The sequence below is a fragment of the Faecalibacterium sp. BIOML-A1 genome (assembly GCF_009679715.1).
Classification (GTDB): domain Bacteria; phylum Bacillota; class Clostridia; order Oscillospirales; family Ruminococcaceae; genus Faecalibacterium; species Faecalibacterium taiwanense.
The window spans coordinates 131,311-149,899 of sequence record NZ_WKZJ01000001.1 but is presented as its reverse complement, the minus strand read 5'-3'; the positions used below and the strand labels follow the sequence as shown (position 1 = coordinate 149,899).

At 55.9% G+C, this 18,589-nt stretch carries 16 protein-coding genes, 1 tRNA gene and 2 pseudogenes; 4 read left to right on the top strand and 15 right to left on the bottom strand.

The window, feature by feature from the left end; genetic code table 11:
- The first annotated feature begins 215 nt into the window (after positions 1-215).
- The gene (locus tag GKG36_RS00830; protein WP_154258615.1) at positions 216-3,518 is read left to right on the top strand and encodes an ATP-binding cassette domain-containing protein; all 3,303 of its coding nucleotides are present in this window, start codon (positions 216-218) and stop codon (positions 3,516-3,518) included.
- A 68-nt stretch (positions 3,519-3,586) separates the two neighbouring features.
- Here GKG36_RS00830 and GKG36_RS00825 read toward each other — a convergent pair whose 3' ends face one another.
- The gene (locus GKG36_RS00825) at positions 3,587-4,387 is read right to left on the bottom strand and encodes a YoaK family protein (RefSeq protein WP_120079419.1); all 801 of its coding nucleotides are present in this window, start codon (positions 4,385-4,387) and stop codon (positions 3,587-3,589) included.
- Positions 4,388-4,573: 186 nt separating this feature from the next.
- Between GKG36_RS00825 and GKG36_RS00820 the strand changes: the two genes are divergently transcribed.
- Positions 4,574-5,401 (top strand): RNA methyltransferase, encoded by an 828-nt coding sequence (locus tag GKG36_RS00820; RefSeq protein ID WP_154258613.1) that lies wholly within the window; start codon positions 4,574-4,576, stop codon positions 5,399-5,401.
- 74 nt (positions 5,402-5,475) lie between these two features.
- A tRNA-Ala gene (locus tag GKG36_RS00815) sits at positions 5,476-5,548 on the top strand.
- A 285-nt stretch (positions 5,549-5,833) separates the two neighbouring features.
- Here GKG36_RS00815 and GKG36_RS00805 read toward each other — a convergent pair.
- The 14 genes and pseudogenes from GKG36_RS00805 to GKG36_RS00745 form a co-directional block, all read right to left on the bottom strand.
- Positions 5,834-6,199, bottom strand: a complete 366-nt coding sequence (locus GKG36_RS00805; protein WP_154258609.1) for a Fic family protein — start codon at positions 6,197-6,199, stop codon at positions 5,834-5,836.
- Between the two features lie 2 nt (positions 6,200-6,201).
- Positions 6,202-6,390 carry an antitoxin VbhA family protein gene (locus tag GKG36_RS00800; protein ID WP_005939815.1) on the bottom strand — a complete coding sequence of 63 codons (189 nt, stop codon included), beginning with the start codon at positions 6,388-6,390 and terminating at the stop codon, positions 6,202-6,204.
- A 532-nt stretch (positions 6,391-6,922) separates the two neighbouring features.
- On the bottom strand, positions 6,923-7,663 hold the full coding sequence (locus GKG36_RS00795; RefSeq protein WP_097774760.1) for an N-acetyltransferase: 741 nt from the start codon (positions 7,661-7,663) through the stop codon (positions 6,923-6,925).
- Positions 7,664-7,904: 241 nt separating this feature from the next.
- Positions 7,905-8,135, bottom strand: a pseudogene (locus tag GKG36_RS14745) (RNHCP domain-containing protein); the annotation flags it as partial.
- Positions 8,136-8,146: 11 nt separating this feature from the next.
- Positions 8,147-8,314: pseudogene (locus GKG36_RS14740) on the bottom strand (TfoX/Sxy family protein); the annotation flags it as partial.
- Between the two features lie 39 nt (positions 8,315-8,353).
- Positions 8,354-8,602, bottom strand: coding sequence for a hypothetical protein (locus tag GKG36_RS00785; protein ID WP_097774759.1), 249 nt, complete (start codon positions 8,600-8,602; stop codon positions 8,354-8,356).
- 121 nt (positions 8,603-8,723) lie between these two features.
- Complete coding sequence (locus tag GKG36_RS00780; RefSeq protein WP_154258607.1) at positions 8,724-9,635, bottom strand: hypothetical protein; 912 nt, start codon at positions 9,633-9,635, stop codon at positions 8,724-8,726.
- 371 nt (positions 9,636-10,006) lie between these two features.
- Positions 10,007-11,653, bottom strand: coding sequence for an ABC transporter ATP-binding protein (locus GKG36_RS00775; protein WP_154258605.1), 1,647 nt, complete (start codon positions 11,651-11,653; stop codon positions 10,007-10,009).
- A complete protein-coding gene (locus GKG36_RS00770) occupies positions 11,643-13,388 on the bottom strand; it encodes an ABC transporter ATP-binding protein (RefSeq protein ID WP_154258603.1) in 1,746 nt (581 codons plus the stop codon). The genes GKG36_RS00775 and GKG36_RS00770 overlap by 11 nt, the downstream gene beginning before the upstream one ends.
- Complete coding sequence (locus tag GKG36_RS00765; RefSeq protein WP_097774755.1) at positions 13,375-13,854, bottom strand: MarR family transcriptional regulator; 480 nt, start codon at positions 13,852-13,854, stop codon at positions 13,375-13,377. The genes GKG36_RS00770 and GKG36_RS00765 overlap by 14 nt, the downstream gene beginning before the upstream one ends.
- A 350-nt stretch (positions 13,855-14,204) precedes the next feature.
- Positions 14,205-14,567 (bottom strand): DUF1667 domain-containing protein, encoded by a 363-nt coding sequence (locus GKG36_RS00760; protein WP_097774754.1) that lies wholly within the window; start codon positions 14,565-14,567, stop codon positions 14,205-14,207.
- Complete coding sequence (locus GKG36_RS00755) at positions 14,564-15,796, bottom strand: FAD-dependent oxidoreductase (protein WP_154258601.1); 1,233 nt, start codon at positions 15,794-15,796, stop codon at positions 14,564-14,566. Before GKG36_RS00755 ends, GKG36_RS00760 begins: the two co-directional genes overlap by 4 nt.
- Positions 15,797-15,799: 3 nt before the next feature.
- Complete coding sequence (locus GKG36_RS00750) at positions 15,800-17,260, bottom strand: NAD(P)/FAD-dependent oxidoreductase (protein ID WP_154258598.1); 1,461 nt, start codon at positions 17,258-17,260, stop codon at positions 15,800-15,802.
- 173 nt (positions 17,261-17,433) lie between these two features.
- Positions 17,434-18,114 (bottom strand): GntR family transcriptional regulator, encoded by a 681-nt coding sequence (locus GKG36_RS00745; protein ID WP_097778254.1) that lies wholly within the window; start codon positions 18,112-18,114, stop codon positions 17,434-17,436.
- Positions 18,115-18,357: 243 nt separating this feature from the next.
- On the opposite strand from GKG36_RS00745, the gene acpP reads away from it, so the two are divergent.
- A complete protein-coding gene (gene acpP / locus GKG36_RS00740) occupies positions 18,358-18,585 on the top strand; it encodes an acyl carrier protein (protein WP_097774751.1) in 228 nt (75 codons plus the stop codon).
- The last annotated feature ends 4 nt before the right edge of the window (positions 18,586-18,589 follow it).

Here is an 18,589-nt window from a genome sequence, read left to right as displayed (position 1 = left end):
TCCACGTCAATTTTTCCTTTATTTTCCTGTTTTTCTGCCTCAAAAGCCAAAAATACCGGTCCGGTCAAAATTTATGTTGAAATATACACAGTTTTTTCATATTGTTTCGGTAAAATAGAAGTGTATAACGCCTTGCTGCGGGTCCTGTATCCGGGCAGTTTATTATAATGTACAGCGGCAGCGTTCCTGCGAGGATGCGCCGGAAAGGCTCACACATGCTCCAACTCAACCACATCAAGAAAGAATACAAAACCGGCGATCTGGTGCAGAAAGCACTGGATGATGTCAGCCTGAACCTGCGGGACAACGAATTCGTCGCCATTCTCGGCCCCAGCGGTTCCGGTAAGACCACCCTGCTGAACGTCATTGGCGGTCTGGACCGCTACGACAGCGGTGATCTGATCATCAACGGCATCTCCACCAAAAAATATACCGACCGCGACTGGGACTCTTACCGCAACCACACCATTGGCTTTGTGTTCCAGAGCTATAACCTCATCCCGCACCAGACAGTGCTTTCCAATGTGGAGCTGGCGCTGACCATCTCCGGCATTTCCGGTGCCGAGCGCCGCAGCCGGGCCACCAAGGCGCTGGAGCAGGTAGGTCTGGGCGACCAGCTGCACAAGCACCCCAGCGAAATGTCCGGCGGCCAGATGCAGCGTGTGGCCATCGCCCGCGCACTGGTCAATAACCCCGACATCCTGCTGGCCGACGAGCCGACCGGCGCACTGGACAGCGACACCAGCATTCAGGTGATGGAGCTGCTGAAGGAGGTGGCCAAAGACCGCCTTGTGGTCATGGTCACCCATAACCCGGAGCTTGCAGAGCAGTATGCTACCCGCATCGTCCGCCTGCGGGACGGCGTGATCCAATCGGACACCGCACCGTTTGCGCCGGATGATTCCGCTCAGGTGCCGCCGGTGCACAAAAATCTGGGCCGTTCTTCCATGTCGCCGCTCACCGCTCTCGCGCTGAGCTTCAACAACCTGCTCACCAAAAAGACCCGCACCCTGCTCACCGCATTTGCGGGTTCCATCGGCATCATCGGCATTGCGCTCATCCTTTCGCTCTCGGCCGGTGTGAGCAATTATATCCAGGAGATGGAACGCTCCACCCTTTCGGAATATCCGCTGCAGATCTCGACCACCGGCGTAGACCTTGCCGCCCTGCTGGACCCGGGAAGCTACACCAGCGCCGTTGCCAACAACACCAATGTGGGTGCCACCAGCGCTTCTTCCACCCCGGAGGGCATGGTCACGGTGCGTGAACTGCTGAGCCAGCTGACCGAGGATAATTCCTCCGTCAATGACCTTGCCTCCCTGAAAAAATATCTGGACAGCGACGAGTGCACCATCTCGGAGGATGCTGCTTCCATCGAGTATTCCTACGGCATCGCACCGCTGATCTACCGCCAGAACAAGGACGGCACCGTGCGCCAGATCTTCCCGGACAGCAGCCTTTCTGCGCTGAACAACACCACCTCTGCCGCCGGCATCGTCTCTTCCATGACCAATCAGAGCGTGTTTACCGAGATGGCCGAAGAGCCTTCGCTGTACGAAGATCAGTACGATGTCAAGGCAGGCCGCTGGCCGGAAAGCTACAACGAGGCCGTTCTTGTGCTGAATTCGGATGGCAGCATCAGCGATTACGCTCTTTATATTCTGGGCATTGAGGACGACAGCGTGATGATGCGTTTTCTGCAGGAGTACGCAAAAAACAAGAACACACAGGCTCCCACCGGCTACGGCACCTACCCCTACGATACCTTTGTGGGCCTGAAATATAAGATCGTTACCAGCTCGGACTATTACGTTTATGACGAAGAACGCCAAATCTGGCGCAACCGCTCCGACGATGAAGCGTATGTGGAGCAGCTTGTGGAAAACAGTCCGGATCTGACCATCGTGGGCGTGGTGCAGCCCCGCGCAGATGCCAGCTCCACCATTCTGCCCATAGGCGTTGCCTATACCCATGCACTCACCTACTACGCCATCGACCATGCAGCCGAAAGTGAAGTGGTAAAGCAGCAGCTTGCCGACCCGGAAGTGAACGTGCTGACCGGCGAGCGCTTTGATGCCGACCAGCGCGAAACCGATCTTGACATTTCTTCCCTGTTCTCGGTGGATACCGATATGCTGAAGGATGCCTTCCAGTTCGATGCAAGCAAGCTGCAGTTCGACCTGAGCGGTGCATTTGATCTGCAGGATGGCAGCTTTGACTTTTCCTCCATCCTTGATCCGTCCGCATTCCAGCTGGATCTGAGCGATCTGGACCTGAGCGACATCGACATGAGCGATGTGGAGCTTCCGGACATGGACGCGCTGGATCTGAGCCAGTTGTTTGCCGATATGGACCTGTCCGTCTCGGAGGATGCGCTGCAGAGCCTGATGAAGAAGATCATGAATGGCTATAAGCGCTATATCATCGGCAACGGCATCTTGAATCTGGATAAGATTGGTTTCTCTTCCTATATGGAGAGCGACCAGTTCAAACAGCTTCTGTCCGAATCCATGGGCGACCTGCTGGACACCACCGGCCTGCAGGAGCAGTTCACCGCTTCGCTGCAGCAGAACCTGCAGGGCATCATGACGAGCTATCTGCAAAGCTACTCGGAACAGCTGAGCCAGAAGCTGGGCGAAGCTCTGCAGACCAAACTCACCGCTGCCATTCAGACCCAGATGAGCACCGTGATGCAGCAGCTGATGACCCAGCTGACCACTCAGTTCAGCCAGCAGATCCAGTCCGCCATCCAGAACAACATCGCTCAGCTCAGCAGTCAGGTGGAAGATGCCCTGAAGATCGACCCCACTGTGTTCCAGAGTGCCGTGCAGGTGAACATGAGCACCGACGACCTTGTGGATCTGGTCAAGATGAACCTGCAGTCCAGCACCACCTCCTACGGCAGTGTTCTTGGTTCACTGGGCTATTCGGATTATGCCAAGCCCGGCAGCATCTGGATCTACCCCAAGAGCTTTGAGGCTAAGAACCGCATCGTGGACAGCCTGAACGCCTACAACGCCGCCATGCGTGCGCAGGGCGAAGAGGACAAGGTGATTGTATTCTCGGATACGGTCGGCACCCTGATGAGCGCCGTGACCAAGATCGTGGATATGGTCAGCAATGTGCTGGTGGCCTTTGTTGCCATCTCGCTGGCGGTTTCTTCCATCATGATTGGTGTCATCACCTATATCAGCGTGCTGGAACGCCGCAAGGAGATCGGTATTCTGCGTGCCATCGGTGCATCCAAGCACAATGTCTCCGAGGTGTTCAATGCCGAGACCTTCATTATCGGAATGTGCTCCGGCGTGATCGGCGTGGGCCTGTGCCTGCTGCTGCTGATCCCTGGCAACATGCTCATCCACTCCATTGCAGGAACCACCAGCGTCACCGCTGTGCTGCCGCCCAAGGCTGCACTGGTCCTGATCGTTCTGGCTACCCTGCTCACGATCCTTGGCGGTCTGATTCCCGCCCGCAGCGCAGCCAAGTGCAACCCCGTCACCGCCCTGCGTTCTGAGTAATTTTCTTTCTCGACAAGCAAAAGGAGTCGCTGCATCACGCAGCGGCTCCTTTTTTGATGTCCGGTGCTTTATCTCAATTTCTCGTGTAATTCCTCATGCAGTTCCTCGCGCTCTTCCTTCAGTTCCTGCTTGAGAGTCCGGTCGATCTCCCGTGTCTCCTGCCGGATCTCAGCCAGATCCTTTTCGATCGCAGGGTTTTCTTCGATTTCTTCCCGAATGAACATGAGCGCAAAGCTTACCAGCAGCAGCCCGCAGGAGATCCAGATGGTCTTTCCTGCCAGCCGCGCTGCGCCCATGCTTCCAATACCGGCACCCACCGCGAACAACAGAATGATGCCAAAATAACGCATCATCCGATCCTTAACTTTCGGTTCATGGGTCTTGCTCCAGATGCAGAATGCTTCCACACCGCTGCGCAGGTCACCAATGCACATGGTGCTGGCAAATGCATAGCCGTTCACCTTGCGGAACGCCTGCACCTGCATTGCGCAGGAGAAGGAAACGATGGCGTTTGCCAGCAGATTCTGCTCCTGCGGTAAAAAACCTACAATGAACAGCAGAAGCACTTCGCCCAGCACCACCAGCTGCCGCCAGTGAAGCCGCTGCATGTTGCAAAAGCTCTCCCGCATCTTTTCTGCCACCAGTACGCCCAGCGCAAAAGCACACAGAGGAACCAGATAGTGCAGCACCCGATCCCACTGACCATCCATGATGTTGGAACTCAGCAGCACGATGTTGCCGGTCTGTGCATTTGCAAACACCTTACCGCGAAACAGATACGTATAGGCATCCTGCAGCCCGCCCGAAAGCGAAAGGAACACCGCCGTCAGGAAGGACTCTGACATCTGCCCATGATGTTTTGTTTTCATATTACCTTTTCCCCTCTTTTCGTACCCTATTATAATATATTTTTACAGCTTGGTCCATATCAGTTTTACATATCCGGCATGTGTATCCTTGCGCTCTGCCAGCGCCAAAAATACAGCCCGCACTTTGCATTCCCTCACAGGTTGTGTTAGAATAAGAAAAAAGCTTTTCCAAAGGAGAACTTCCTTATGCCGAATATTGTCGAGATCACAGACCTTTCCGCACCGGAGCTGGCTGTCTATGCCCGCCTGACGCAGGCGCAGCTGCGCAATCGTCTGGAACCGGAAAAAGGCATCTTTATTGCCGAAAGCCCCAAGGTGATCGCCCGCGCGCTGGATGCCGGATACACACCGCTCTCCCTGCTCATGGAGCGCAAACAGATTACCGGCCCGGCTGCCGATATCCTGACCCGTTGCGGGGATGCCCCGGTGTACACAGCCGACCGCGAGACCCTTGCCAGCCTGACCGGCTTCGAGCTGACCCGCGGCGTGCTGTGCGCCTTCCGCCGCCCGCTGCCGCGCAGCGTGGAAGAGGTCTGCCGCAATGCCCGCCGGGTGGCCGTTCTGGAGGGCATTGTGGACTCCACCAATGTGGGAGCGATCTTCCGCAGCGCCGCTGCACTGAACATGGATGCCGTGCTCGTTACTCCTTCCTGCTGCGACCCGCTGTGCCGCCGTGCCGTGCGTGTGAGCATGGGCACCGTGTTTCAGGTGCCCTGGGCGCAGATCGGCACCTGCCCTGCCGACTGGCCGGAAAACGGCATTGCTCAGCTGCACAGTCTTGGCTTCAAGACTGCTGCCATGGCTCTGAGCGACCGTTCCGTAAGCATTGACGACAGCGCTCTTTCCGCCGAGCCGAAGCTCGCCATCGTGCTGGGCACAGAGGGTGACGGCCTTGCCCACAGCACCATTGCCGCCTGTGACTACACCGTAAAAATCCCTATGTCCCACGGTGTGGATTCCCTGAACGTTGCCGCTGCCAGCGCTGTTGCTTTCTGGCAGCTAGGCAACCGCTGAGCGATGCTTTTTGGCCCTGCCCAAAATACTTGACAAATTTCCCGAACAGAGTTACACTTACAGGGTCATCACATGGGCCTATAGCTCAGTTGGGAGAGCGTTCGGTTCGCATCCGAGAGGTCAAGGGTTCGAATCCCTCTAGGTCCATAAAAAACAAAACGTCCTGCCGTATCTCGGCAGGGCGTTTTTCGCTAGTTTTCCGTTTCAACGCACTGTCTTAGAACATCACAGAACGCCATATCATCATCTACAGCAGCGATTGCAGCGTTGATCAAAGTCTCTCGATCAGTGTTGCCCCAGTTAATATGTAGACCATATTCCAACGCCATGCAGCGAATCAATTCACGGGTGCTACGGCCATTTCCCTCACGGAATGGATGGATGATGTTCAGTTCGGCCATCGTCTGCGACAGATTTTGAATCTGCTTTTCTTTATCCTGTTCGGCAAGCAGCTTCTTGGAGTGAATGGTTTTGAACACCCGCTTCTAATTCTCGGTCAATCAGGTCTGGCGGGTAGAACATCGTGTCGCCCTTGCTGATTTGCTCCTTGCGGATGTGCCCTGCAAACGGGTACACATCTTCAAAAAGGAAGCGGTGAATCCGAAATAGGTGAGTTTTGGTAAAACGTCCCTTGATTGGCTCCTGTAACAGAGCCATCTGTTTTACAGCCGTAAATTCTTCTTCGGCCTGTTTGAGTTCGGCTTTATCATGAATGTTCAACTTGTTGATCAGAACATCCGTATCCGGGTAGCAGTACATGGACTGCACTGTGGTGTAGACATCATACTTTGAGAACATAATCAGCCCTTCTTCGCGTACTTTGCGCGCAGTTCATTCACGACCTGCTGATAGCTGGCTTGACCGCTGCCAATGCGGTCAAGGTTGCTGCGTGTATCTTTGCTGATGGTCATGCCCTCAATGGCAAAGGTTCCATACACATTGCGGAGGTTGCTCTTGTGCTGGGCAGGGGTAGTATACTTGACACTCATGGTTGAGTCTCCTTTTAATCCACATGGTACTATATAAAGTTTATCGTGTATGCGTACTCTTGTCAATCTATAACTTGATGCCAAATATAAAAAGTGCATGCATTCCGTTCGTCGCCCTTGAGGTCGAGTTCACTCTTTGCACGTGATACTTCTTTCTGCGCTACTTCCATGTCCCTGCGAAGCATATCCTGAAGCAGCTTGCTTTTGGAACACTCTAAAATCTCCGAAAACTTGGTGCATACGATACTCTCTACGATTGCGTCCAGTTTTGTTACACCGTAGCCGGACTGTCCATCGCATTGACCCGGATGCCGTACATTATAATGGCAGCTATAACGGAACCGCTTTTCCTTCACCTTGGAGCCATCAGCACCAGCCCGGTTCCCAGAACCATAAGCAGGAGAAGCGAAGCCGTCCTTATTTTTTTCATTGCAGGGTCTCCTATTCTTTATCTTCCAAAATAAAAAACGCAGCGCACCCCAATTCTATGGGCTGCACTGCGTCTGAGCGTCTGGCGTTTTGCTTGATGGAATTATTCTGCCGCCAATTTCAAAAATTTCTTGTCCGACTGGATGCTCTGGGTCACAAACTTCCCATCCCGGAACAACGCGTATGTTGTGACGGGTGCGGGCACATTCTGTGCCGTCTCTTTCTCGGTGATGTGGATGGCATTGAACGGAATCCCGTGTTCCCTTGCAACCTCCTGCACCTTTGGCACCCAATAATAGGTGTAGGGGCACTGGTCGGTATAGTAGAGGACAAAGCCGTTTTCCTCCACCTTGGGATGCTTGGCGCAGGCCTTGAATTTTGGCGGCTGGGCATTCTCTGCAAGGGGCAGATACATGAGGTTGATGCCGCAATCGGAGATGTCCGAAACCTTAAAGCCCTTATGGTTCAAAAACTTTGGGTCAGCAAGGAATTCTCGTTTGCGCCCCTCTGCACACAGAATACAAACGCCGTTTTTGCCCTGCGCCTTGGCATCCCGAAGGCATTCTTCCAGCAGCTCGCTGGAATAGCCGTGCCCTTTCAAGGAGCCGGAGACCCACAGACAGTTGATATAAAGCCAGCCTGCCGCTTCAATGGGCACCCATGCGTTTTCTGCCGGGATGTACTCGATAAAGCATTTGCCGCGCTCCGCACTGCGGTAAAAAACAAGCCCCTCCTCAAATCGCTGCTTAAGCCATTCCTTCTTGGCAAGGCTCTGTTTGCCGGACATGGCACAACAGATGTGTTCCTTGTCGATGTTTTCTTTTGTGATTCGGATATACTCCATCGAAGCGTCCCCCTATATCCTTATGCCTTTTCCGGCACAGTTTCTTCCATTTTCCCGTCTGCCGTGCCGTTGACGGTGATCTGCCCGGCAGCAATGCTTTGGATCTCCTCCACTCAAGGCTCTTTAAAGAATATAGCACAGAACGCCCGATTGTTCCATGATGAGTGCAGTAAGTTGTAAAAAGCCGCTGTGCCGCAGAGCGCTTCTCCGACACAGCGACCTTTTTGTTTTTGGCTGCGGCTTACCGCATCCGTCCATCGCCGCCCATCAAGGCGGTCATTTCCTCAAGATAGTCCAGCGGAAACGGCGGAGAGCACAGGGGCCTCATGGCAATGCTCATGAGCTTCATGGGATTGTCGTCTGCCGCCACCCGGTTGGAGCTGAGCTTTCCGCAGCGTTTGCAGCGGTGGATGATGGCCCATTCGCCGCCCTTGCGCACCCAGACGGCCACCGGCTCCATGATGCCGCCGCAGGCATACATTTCAAAGCAGATCTTGTTTTCTTTACAAGCAATCTGTCATCATAGACTCCGCCGACGATTTTACCGCGATAATAAAGGATATATTCTCCCATCATAGACCGATACGAGATATCATCCAAATCTGATAGCTGTTCCAAAATAAAATGAAGATATTCTTTGCTGGAAGCCATTATTTCACACCACCCTTCGTATTGATCCATCGGATGATTTCATTTTTCACCTCGTTCAATGTTAAAGGTACGGAAGAACAGCTTTACATGAGCGTCCAGCTTTTCAAGGCTTTTGGCTTCTCGTTCCGGCTGGCGGTCGCAGACGCTGAGCAGGGTGATGACCGGGGAAACGTACATCCATGCCAATGTATCCGGGTCCTCATCCCGAATTTCGCCGCCTGCGATCAGGGAACGGAAAATTCCTGCATGGTAAGAGATCATACGGTCCACATAGCGTTCCGAGAACAATGCAGGCTGCACCTCCCTGCAGGATGCTTTTGAGGGTGTCAATCCGTACATCCTAAAACAAAAGCCGCCCGAAGACGGCAGGATACATCACGGAAGCAAATATGAACGCGGCTCAGGGCCATCAGAACAGATCCAGCATGTTGTCCAGATAAATTTCTTCCCGGACGCGCAGCTGATACTCAGGCTTTGTCATGTAGTAAAGCAGAAATTCCAGTATCAACGCGCTGCCCAGTCCCCGCCCCTCGATCTTGAAGTTGGAAAAGCCGCCGGGCAGATAAATTTTGCGGATATCCCCGGCCCCGATGAAGCCGGGGTTTTCCATTGCCTTTGAAAAACGATAGCCCTGCTGTGCGCCCGGCGCTGTGCAACGGTGGTCCGGGCAGTCCTCGCCCAGATTTTTGCGGCTGACATTCTCGTAGCAGTGCTTTCTGTCCCGGCAGCCGTACCAGCAGCATTCGTTGCACAGAAATTCCACCTTGTCCTTCTGATCCTGCGGCAGGGTATCCAGCTCTGCAAACGACTTGTTCAGGCGGAAATCCGGCACAACATAGCGGAACTCTTCCCGTTCCGTCTCTCTGCGGAGCTGCTGAAAATCTGTAAGGACTTTTGTTGTGGAGGACACGAAATAAAGGCCCGGATACTGCCTTTTCAGGTAGTTCAGCAGCAGGTCCGAATGGACGATGACACCATTCTGCACACGGTTTTCTTTTTCAAACAGCGCACAGAGGGCATTGCATTTCCGGTCTGCAAGGTGCTCTTCCCGGAGCAGCGAATTGCTGAAGGTGAGCCGGGCCGATATGCCATATTCCTGCATCAGTGCAAGCACCCGGTGCGGCTGTGCATCGCCAAAGCCAGTGCGGCCCCCGCCCCAGATGCAGTCGGCCGGTGCACCGTAGACCGAACCGATCTCGCACCAGTCGTAAAAATATTCCCTGTGTTCACGGAACAGCGGCAGAAACACACGGTACAGTTCATAAAATTCAAACAGTCCCGGAAGATGATAATATGCCGTGCTGCGTTCGTGCTGTGCCATTGCCGTGTGTGTTCCTCATTTCTGTAAGTTTCAGCTTCCCTGCAGCAGCTTTTGCGCTGCACCCGGAGATCTTTTTGTCAGTATAGCACAGTCCTGCCGGGAAAGAAATCATCTTCCTCTTGACCTTGAGCGCACTCCAAGTTTTATCATGTGCATGCTGGTGATCTTATCTTTCTCATTATATTCCTTTCTCTGCGAAAGAACAAGAAGTATCTTCATGTCTGACATGAAAAAACAGATTTTTGATCTTCCTTACCATTCCTGAAAGAACGAGACGAGCTTTGCCCGGCTTTCGCGCCTTGCTTTACAGCACAGCGCCTGTTCTGTCAAGAGATGAAACGTTTTTCGTGCATTGCGAAAAATGTTTCGGTTCACATGCTCTGCGGCTCGATCTTCACCGTTCTGCCGCCCAGGTTTTCGTAAATGCGGTGGGAGACTGAGAGCACCGTGCGGCCTGCAGAGGCGCGGCGCAGTGCTTCCAGCACACGGGCTTCCGTTTCAGCGTCCAGATTTGCCGTGACCTCGTCCAGCAAAAGCACAGCCGGGTCCGCCGCAGCAGCGCGGGCAATGGACAGAAGCTGCCACTCGCCCTGCGAAAACATGCCATCGCTGCAAACGGTGTCACAGCCTTCCGGCAGGGCCTGAATGGCTTCGTCAATGCCCGCAAGCTTTGCCGCATTCCGTGCCATCTCTGCAGTGATCTGCGGATCGCCCAGCGTGATCTGCTCCAGCACGGTGCCCGGCACACGGGAGAAATGCTGCTCCACGCAGCCGATGCAGGTGCGGCGCTCGCGGTCGGTGATGCGTGCCACATCCACACCGCCAATGGTAACAGAGCCCGCCTGCGGCTGGTACAGGCCCAGCAGAAGCTTGAACACCGTGCTCTTGCCCGCACCGGTGCGGCCCACCAGCGTGACCTGCCCGCCCTGCTTTACCGTCATGGAGAAGTCACTCAGGACGGGCTTTTCGCCATAGCCGAAGGTCACATGCGCAAGCTCCACATCCCCGCGCGCAGCGGTCCGGCGCTCGGCAGGGATCGTGCGCTCCGGCTGAGCGAGAAAGGCATCGATGCGCTTGACGCCCGCCATGGCCGACTGGATGGTCTGGATCTCCATGCCAAGGCTTTCAATGGGAGCAAAAATGCGGGAAATGTAGTTGATGATCGCCACCGAGGTACCCACCGACATCCCAAAGAATGTAAGCACCATGGCATTGCCGGAAGCGGAAAGCAGCATCACGATGCCTGCCACCACCGCGTTCAGCGCCAGCACCACCGGCGAATAGATGGCATCGTAAAAATTGGTGCGCTCCATAGCGGCGTAGCTCTCGCCGATGCAGCGGTCATAGCGGCGTTCCCTATAGCTTTCCAGCCCCAGTGCCCGGATGGTGCGGATGTTGTGCAGCGTCTCCGGCACCTGACCGGAGACAGCCGCAACGGCACGGCGGTTATCCAGTTGTGCGGCCAGCATCCGCTTTTGCACATGGCGGGTGAACACCGCAAACAGCGGCAGCACCAGCAGCAGCACCAGCGCAATGCCGGTGTTTTTTACCGCGATGACCGCCATGATGGAAATGATGCGGCAGGCATCTGCCGCCATGCTGATGATGCCGGAGGTGAACAGCGCTTCCACCGTGTCCACATCGCCGGAAAAGCGTGCCGCCACCTCGCCGGGGTTCTGGCCTGCCAGCGTGCTTGCGGGCAGCCGGGTAAGCTTCCGGGACATTTCCGACCGCAGCGCGTGGGTCATTTTCTGGCCAAAGAGCACCAGCAGGCTTTCCTGCGCGGAGGAAAGCCCCCCTTCCAGCGCCAGACTGCCAAAGTAAAGCAGCACTGCTGCAAAGGTGAGCGGGATGCCTGCGGTGAGCTGGTCAATGATACCGGCCAGCAGCAGCGGCGGCAACAGTGATGCCACCACCGATGCCGCCACGCACAGGATGGTGCCCGCCGTGAGCAGATGATGCGACATAGCGGCCATGCGGATGGCTTCAAATACGCCGTTATCTTTTTTACTCTTCATCCAGATCGCCTTCTTTCTGCACCGTCTGGCTCTCGTACAGCTGGCGGTACAGCGGAACCGTTTCCATCAGCTGGGCATGGGTACCAACGGTGGTTTTACCGCCGTCCATAAAGATCACTTTCTGCATCTGCGGGAAGTGGTACAGCCGGTGCGAGATGAGGAAGACCACCTTATCCTTTGCATCGCTCTGCAGATCGGCAAACACGGTATCCTCGGTATGGCGGTCCAGCGCAGAGAACGGGTCGTCCAGGATCAGCACCGGGCGCGGGTGGGCCAGCGTTCTTGCCAGTGCCAAGCGCTGGGCCTGACCGCCGGAAAGGCGGGTGCCGCTGGGGCCGATGACGGTATCCACACCGTTCTCCATAGCCAGCACTTCGCCGTCCAACGCGGCGGCAGCAAGCCACGGCATGGCATCCTGTTCACTGCCGCAGAGAACATTGTTCTGCACTGTATCGGCGCTCAGCTCCGGATCATGGCCCAAGTAACCAACGGTGGCGGAGATCTGCCGCGGGGTCAGGGCAGCAAATTCCGTTTTGCCAAATTTTGCCGAGCCGCCGTAGGGTGCTTCGCACAGGAACACCCTGCCGAAGGTGGATTTGCCGCAGGCCACCGGGCCGGTGATGCCAATGATATCGCCGGGGTGCGCCGTCAGGCTCAGGCCGGAAAAGATGGGTCCTTCTCCATAGGAAAAGGAGAGGTTTTCCAACGTCACGTCCTGCGCCGCCGGGATATTCAATGCCTCCAGCTGTTCCGGCTGCTTCATCAGCGGCTTGATGCGCTTCCACGAGACCTCGGCTTTCTGCACCGAGTTGAACAGCTTTGCCACCTTGGAGGATTTGACCACCATTTTCGTGAAGCAGGAAAGGAAGGTGGTGAACGCCGCAATGTCCCATGTGCTCCAGCCGGAGCCGAGCACATTTTTAGCGCCGAACCACAAAATGAACAGCACGCCTGCCTCAGACGCTGCCAGATACAGCGGCGGCAGAGCGGACTGCCACACATTGTTGCGCACTGCTGTTTTTTCGTAGGTGTTCAGGGCTTCCTCGTACTTTTCTACGCGGGCATCCTCACAGCCGTAAATGCGGTAGGTCACAGCATTCCGGGCGCGGTCGAGGGTGGCAGCGCTCAGCGCACTTGCCGCCTTTTTGTACGCCGCACCGGCGCGCTGCACCGGCTTTTTCATCCATGCCGCGCACATGTAGGAAAACGGCGTGAACAGCAGGCTGAGCAGCGCCAGCCGCCAGTCGTACACCAGCAGCATCACAGCATAGCCCACCAGCGCCACGCCGGTATCAAAGATCTCGGTGGTGAACTTGCGCATCCCCTCTACGCAGTCGTCCACATCCGAGATGGCCTTGGTCATCAGTTCACCGGCGCCTTCTTTTTCCAGCGCCGCCCGGCTCTGCCGCACCAGATTGGCATACAGGATGCCCTTCATCCGGCGGTTGATGTTGTTGGCAAAGCGGCGGACATAAAAGCGCTTGATAAAGCGCGCCGCCTGCACCGCCAGCGTGACCACGATATAGGCCAGCACCAGCATGGCCATTTTTGCCGCCGTCTCGCTGCCGCCCAGAATGTCGGCAAGGCACTGGGCCAGCCTGCCCTCGAACCAAGGCGTTGCCAGCAGGCCGATATTATACACAAGGCCCGACAGCGTGACAAAGGCCAGCGGGAGCCACTCTGCTTTGAAATAGGAGAGCACCCTGTCCGGGCGGAACGTTTTATCCTTTTTCATGAGCAGCCTCACCTCCTGCAGCTTTCCGGAAATGCGGGAAGCCCGCGCGGCTCTCGGTCTTGGATGCTGTGTACAGCTTGTTCAGCGCAGCGGCAAAGGCAGCGGCTTCCTCGGCGGTGAGCACATTGGTCAGGTATTCGTAAAAGGCCGCTTCGATCTCTGCCTTGGAGGATCTCAGGCTTTCCGCCTTTTTGGTGGGGTACAGCAGCTGGCTGCGCCGGTCGCTGGGGGCATCTCTGCGGATCAGAAGACCCTTTGCTTCCAGATTTTTTGTCCGCCGCGCAATGGCAGCCTTATCTGCGTGCAGCAGTTCCGCCAGCTGCGCCTGCGTGCAGCCGGGGTGATGCCGCACTGCATGGATCAGGTCGATCTCTGCTGTGCCGACTCCTTCCTCCCGCATCGTGAGCAGGACCAGTTTTTCCGCTTCGCGTGCGATCTTTGTGATTTTTCGTTCCGTAATATCCATAGACTCCTCCGGGCTTCATTGCAGGAAGTTATATCTACATCGTTGTATGTACAATCAATAGTATAGCATCTCGTTTCCAAAATGCAAACAGTTCTTTTTGTGCCCGTATTTTTGCAATGCTGGCAGGCTCCACACCCAGTGCATGGGCCGCGCCTGTACAGACCAGCCATGTGCTGCGGCATTGCCCGCTTTTGGCGTTTGCCGCAGTCCTTTCCCACGTTGAGGCCGATATAAGCCCATTTCCACATCATGTCAACAGGTTTATAGCATCAAAACAGCCCTGACCGTGTCCGCTGTAAAAGCAGGCAGACGATCAGGGCTGTTTTTCCGTATTTCTTTATTTCAGCCGGTCAGCAGGCATCCACATTCTTGGTGACCATCACGTCACTGTCCAGCCCGCAGACGTTGTGAAGCACAATGGTGCCTGCCTTGACGGGGGCGGTCAGCACCACCTTGCGGATCTCGTCCATCACCGGGAAGATCATATCCTTGGGGACGGCCTTGGTCAGGCGCACGCTGGTAACAGGCAGCTCGCCGCCCTTAACCAGCACTGAGCTGGCGATGGTGCGGCGGGGCGCAGTCAGCTCCTGACGGACATACTGTTCGCCGCGGGGGCAGGTGTGACCGGTGACCGAGATCACCTGACCATTTTCAACTTCGGCTTCGATCTCGCAGCCGTTGGGGCAGACGATACAGGTAAATTGCTTTTTCATTCCACCGACACCTCCAGTGCGCCCGTTTCCTGCAGCTTGGCAGCAGAGACCTTGAACTGGATCATCTCCGCAGGAATGGCTTTCTTCATCTTCTTGGCAGCAACTTCCACACCGTTCTGGCGCACCACGATGCGGCAGTCACGGTAGTGGTTCCGCACGCGCAGCGACAGGCTAAAGTCGTTCTTGCCGCTGACCTTCTGCGGAATGGTGTGGCCCACGCCCTCGCCGCACTTCACGTCCAGCGTGCAGGGGTCGATGCCCTTGCCCTCAACGTAGGCGGCAGCGTGGCGTGCCAGTGCCTCGGACTCCATGGAAACAAAGTCCACCAGATCATGCACATGCAGCACATTGCCGGCAGAGAACACGCCGGGCACGTTGGTCTGCAGGTTCTCGTCCACCACAGCGCCGTTGGTGTGGGGGTCAATGGCGATGCCGGCATCCTCCAGCAGCTTGTTCTCCGGGATCAGGCCCACGGAGAGGATCAGCGTATCACACTTGTACTCCTTCTCGGTGCCGGGGATGGGCCGACGGTTCGCGTCCACCTCGGAGATGGTCACGCCGGTCAGACGGTCACGGCCATGGATTTCGGTGACGGTGTGGCTGAGATAGAGCGGGATATTGTAGTCATCCAGACACTGCACGATGTTGCGCGGCAGGCCGGAGGGGTAAGGCATCAGCTCGAACACTGCCTGCACATGAGCGCCTTCCAGCGTCATGCGGCGTGCCATGATCATGCCGATATCGCCGGAACCGAGGATGATGACCTCCTTGCCGGGCATCCGGTTGTAGAGGTTCATGTAAGCCTGCGCGGTGCCTGCGGTGAACACGCCCGCCGGACGCTCGCCGGGAATGCCCAGTGCGCCGCGGCTGCGCTCCTTGCAGCCCATGGCGAGCACCACAGCCTTTGCCTGATACTGGCGCAGGCCGCTGCGGGTGGAGGCGGTGACAACACGGTCCTCCGTCAGGCTCAGCACCGTGGCGCTGGTCTCGTAAGGGATCTCGCGCTTGTTCACTTCATCAATGAACGCCTGTGCATATTCCGGGCCGGACAGGCTCTCGCCGAAGCGGCCCAGACCGAAACCGTCATGGATGCACTGGCGCAGGATGCCGCCCAGCATCGCCTCGCGCTCCAGAATGATCATGTTGCGGATGCCCTGCTTGTGCAGCTCCACCGCTGCGGCAAGACCTGCAGGGCCGCCGCCGATAATCACAACGTCTTTCTGTTCCATCGCTCAGTTCTCCTCCTTCCGCATATTGCCGGTGAGTACCCATGACCCCTGACGGCTGTAACGCACATTCTCCGGCTCGGTGCCCAGCTCCTGCTCAATGAAGTGTTCGATCTTCATCTGGCAGAAGCCGCCCTGACAGCCGCCCATCATGGCGCGGGTGCGGTACTTGATGCCGGTCATGGTGGAAACGCCCAGCGGGTTGTGGATAGCCTGCAGGATCTCGGCCTTGGTCACTTCCTCACAGCTGCAGATCATCTCGCCGTAATCGGGGGCCTGCGCGATGAGCTCTGCCTGCTGTTCCGGCGTGCACTCGGCAAACTTGACGATGCCCTTGTGGTGCGGGTCAAAGCCGGGGTTTTCCTCAAACTTTTCGCGCTCCTGCATCAGGCCGATGACGTAGCGGGCCAGCGGCACGCTGCCGGTCAGGCCCGGGGATTCAATGCCCACGAGGTTGACGGCATTGGGTGCTACGTCGTCCCGGATCTCCACCTTCCAGTCCTGAATGGCACCGTTTTCATCCACCCACTTGGGCTGGATGCCGGCGAAGGTGCGGATCTGATCCTTTTTAAAGATGTGGGGCCACAGCTTTGCGCCCTCCACGGCCAGACTGTCCATGTTGGCCTGCGGCACACCGTAGTCGTCCAGCACATCGGTGTTCTCCGCGTCCGGGCCAACAGTCACGTTGCCGTCCACGGTGGGGGTGATGTGGATGCCCATATAGGTGTTGCTGGGCACCGGGTACACCGGCATAGGCAGCAGCTTGCCCATGCGCTTGTGCAGGATGATGTAGTTGCTGCGGGAGCCGATGACACGGTAGCCGGTCAGGCCCAGCAGGTCGGAGATCTGCTTTGCGCCCAGACCAGCGGCGTTGACCACCCAGCGGGTGCAGAAATCGCCATGGGCAGTATGCAGGTAGTACAGCTCATTTTCCCGGGTGATAGCCTCTACCTTGTGGTCAAAGAAGAAGTCCACGCTGTTGGCGTGTGCGTTCTCGGCCAGAGCCACCGTGTACAGGAACGGGTCCATGATGCCGCTGTTTTTGGACCACATGGCAAACTTGCCCACCACGGCTGGCACCAGCTCGTGCAGCTTTGCTTCATCGATCATCTCAAGGCCGGTGCAGCCGTTGACAGCGCCCTGCTTCATGGTGCGCTCCAGCTGCTCCATGTCCTCGGGGGTGTTGCCCACCAGCACCTTGCCGCAACGCTTGAACGGGAAGTTCAGCTCTTCGGCCAGCTGATCCATGATGCGGTTGCCTTCTACGCAGCATTTTGCTTTCAGGCTTCCAATGGGGTTGGCAAAGCCGCCGTGCACCACCGCAGAGTTGCGGCCACTGGTCTCGTTGCAGACATCCAGATTTTTTTCCAGCACTGCAATGCTCAATTTGTAGCGCGAAAGTTCGCGTGCAATGGCGCTGCCCACGACACCCGCACCGATGATGACCACATCGTATTGTTTTTTCATGGTATCCACCTTTCTTCCTGATTTGGAGATCCGGCTTTTGTGTTATATATTTCATTGACTAAAATATATAACATTTCGTAATCTCTGTCAAGCCGTTTCCGGCAAAAAACTGCACAAAAATATGCCGCATCTTTTGGCATAGATACGGCATTTCTGAACGTGATACAGTTGTTTCAGGCTTTGAAATAGTGTGGGAATGCTTCCCGGATCGCAGAAAGGTTCTCCGTGTAGCGCTGCATATGCTGCCCGGCAATGCGGTGTGCTGCCGCCGCATCCTTCTGTTCAATGGCTTTCAGCAGGCTGACGTGATCCTCGTAGATCGTTTTTGCGGGCCTGCAGCGGAAGCTGAGGATGGTGGTGCGGTCAAAATGCGGAGCCAGATTTTCCACCAGGTCGTACCAGTACGGGCAGCCGCACTGCACATAAAGCAGCCGGTGGAACCCCTTGTCCAGCTCAAAGATCTTTTCTTCCTGTGCACGCTCAATGTACATGCGCCAGAGCGCCACGTTCTCCCACAGCTGGTCGATATCCGCCGGGGTCAGCTTTTCGCACGCCATGCGGGCGATCTCTGCTTCCAGTACAGCACGCAGATGGCGCACTTCTTCCACCAGCTCTGCATCAATGAGAGAAACATAGGTGCCAATCTTGGGCCGGATCTCAATGAGCCGCCGCTGCGCCAGCTCCAGCTCTGCTTCCCGGAAGGGGGTGCGGCTCACCCCCAGCTGTTCGCACAATTCCGGCTCGTTCAATTTTTCACCCGGCTCCAGACGGGTATTGATAATATTATCGATCAATACCCGCAGAACAAAACTTTTTGCAGATTCATGCTCTCTGCGCTCTGAAATCGTAATCATCGGAAGGCTCCTTTCCCTCACAGGGAAACACTGTTCTCAGACTGCTGGGTCAAGTATACCACACTGCACACCGGCGTAAAAGAGGACAATATATAAAAGGAAGAAAACTGTGTCAGAATTGTAAAAGATAAAATATTTTAACTATTATTCTTGACTTATCCAACGATTCGGCTATAATGGTCGTGTTCGCAAGAAACTTCAAAAAATTTAGATATTCAAAACAAATCAAAGGAGACTACTACCATGACGTTTGAAGAAATGAAGAAGATCGTTGTTGATACCCTGAACTGCGACGAGGACAAGGTGACCATGGAGGCCAACCTGACCGAGGATCTGGAGGCCGACAGTCTGGATGCCGTGGAGCTGAACATGGCTCTGGAAGATGCCTGCGGCGTGTCCATCCCGGACGAAGAGCTGGCAAAGCTCAAGACCGTGGGCGATATCTACAACTACATCACTGCACATATCTGAGGCA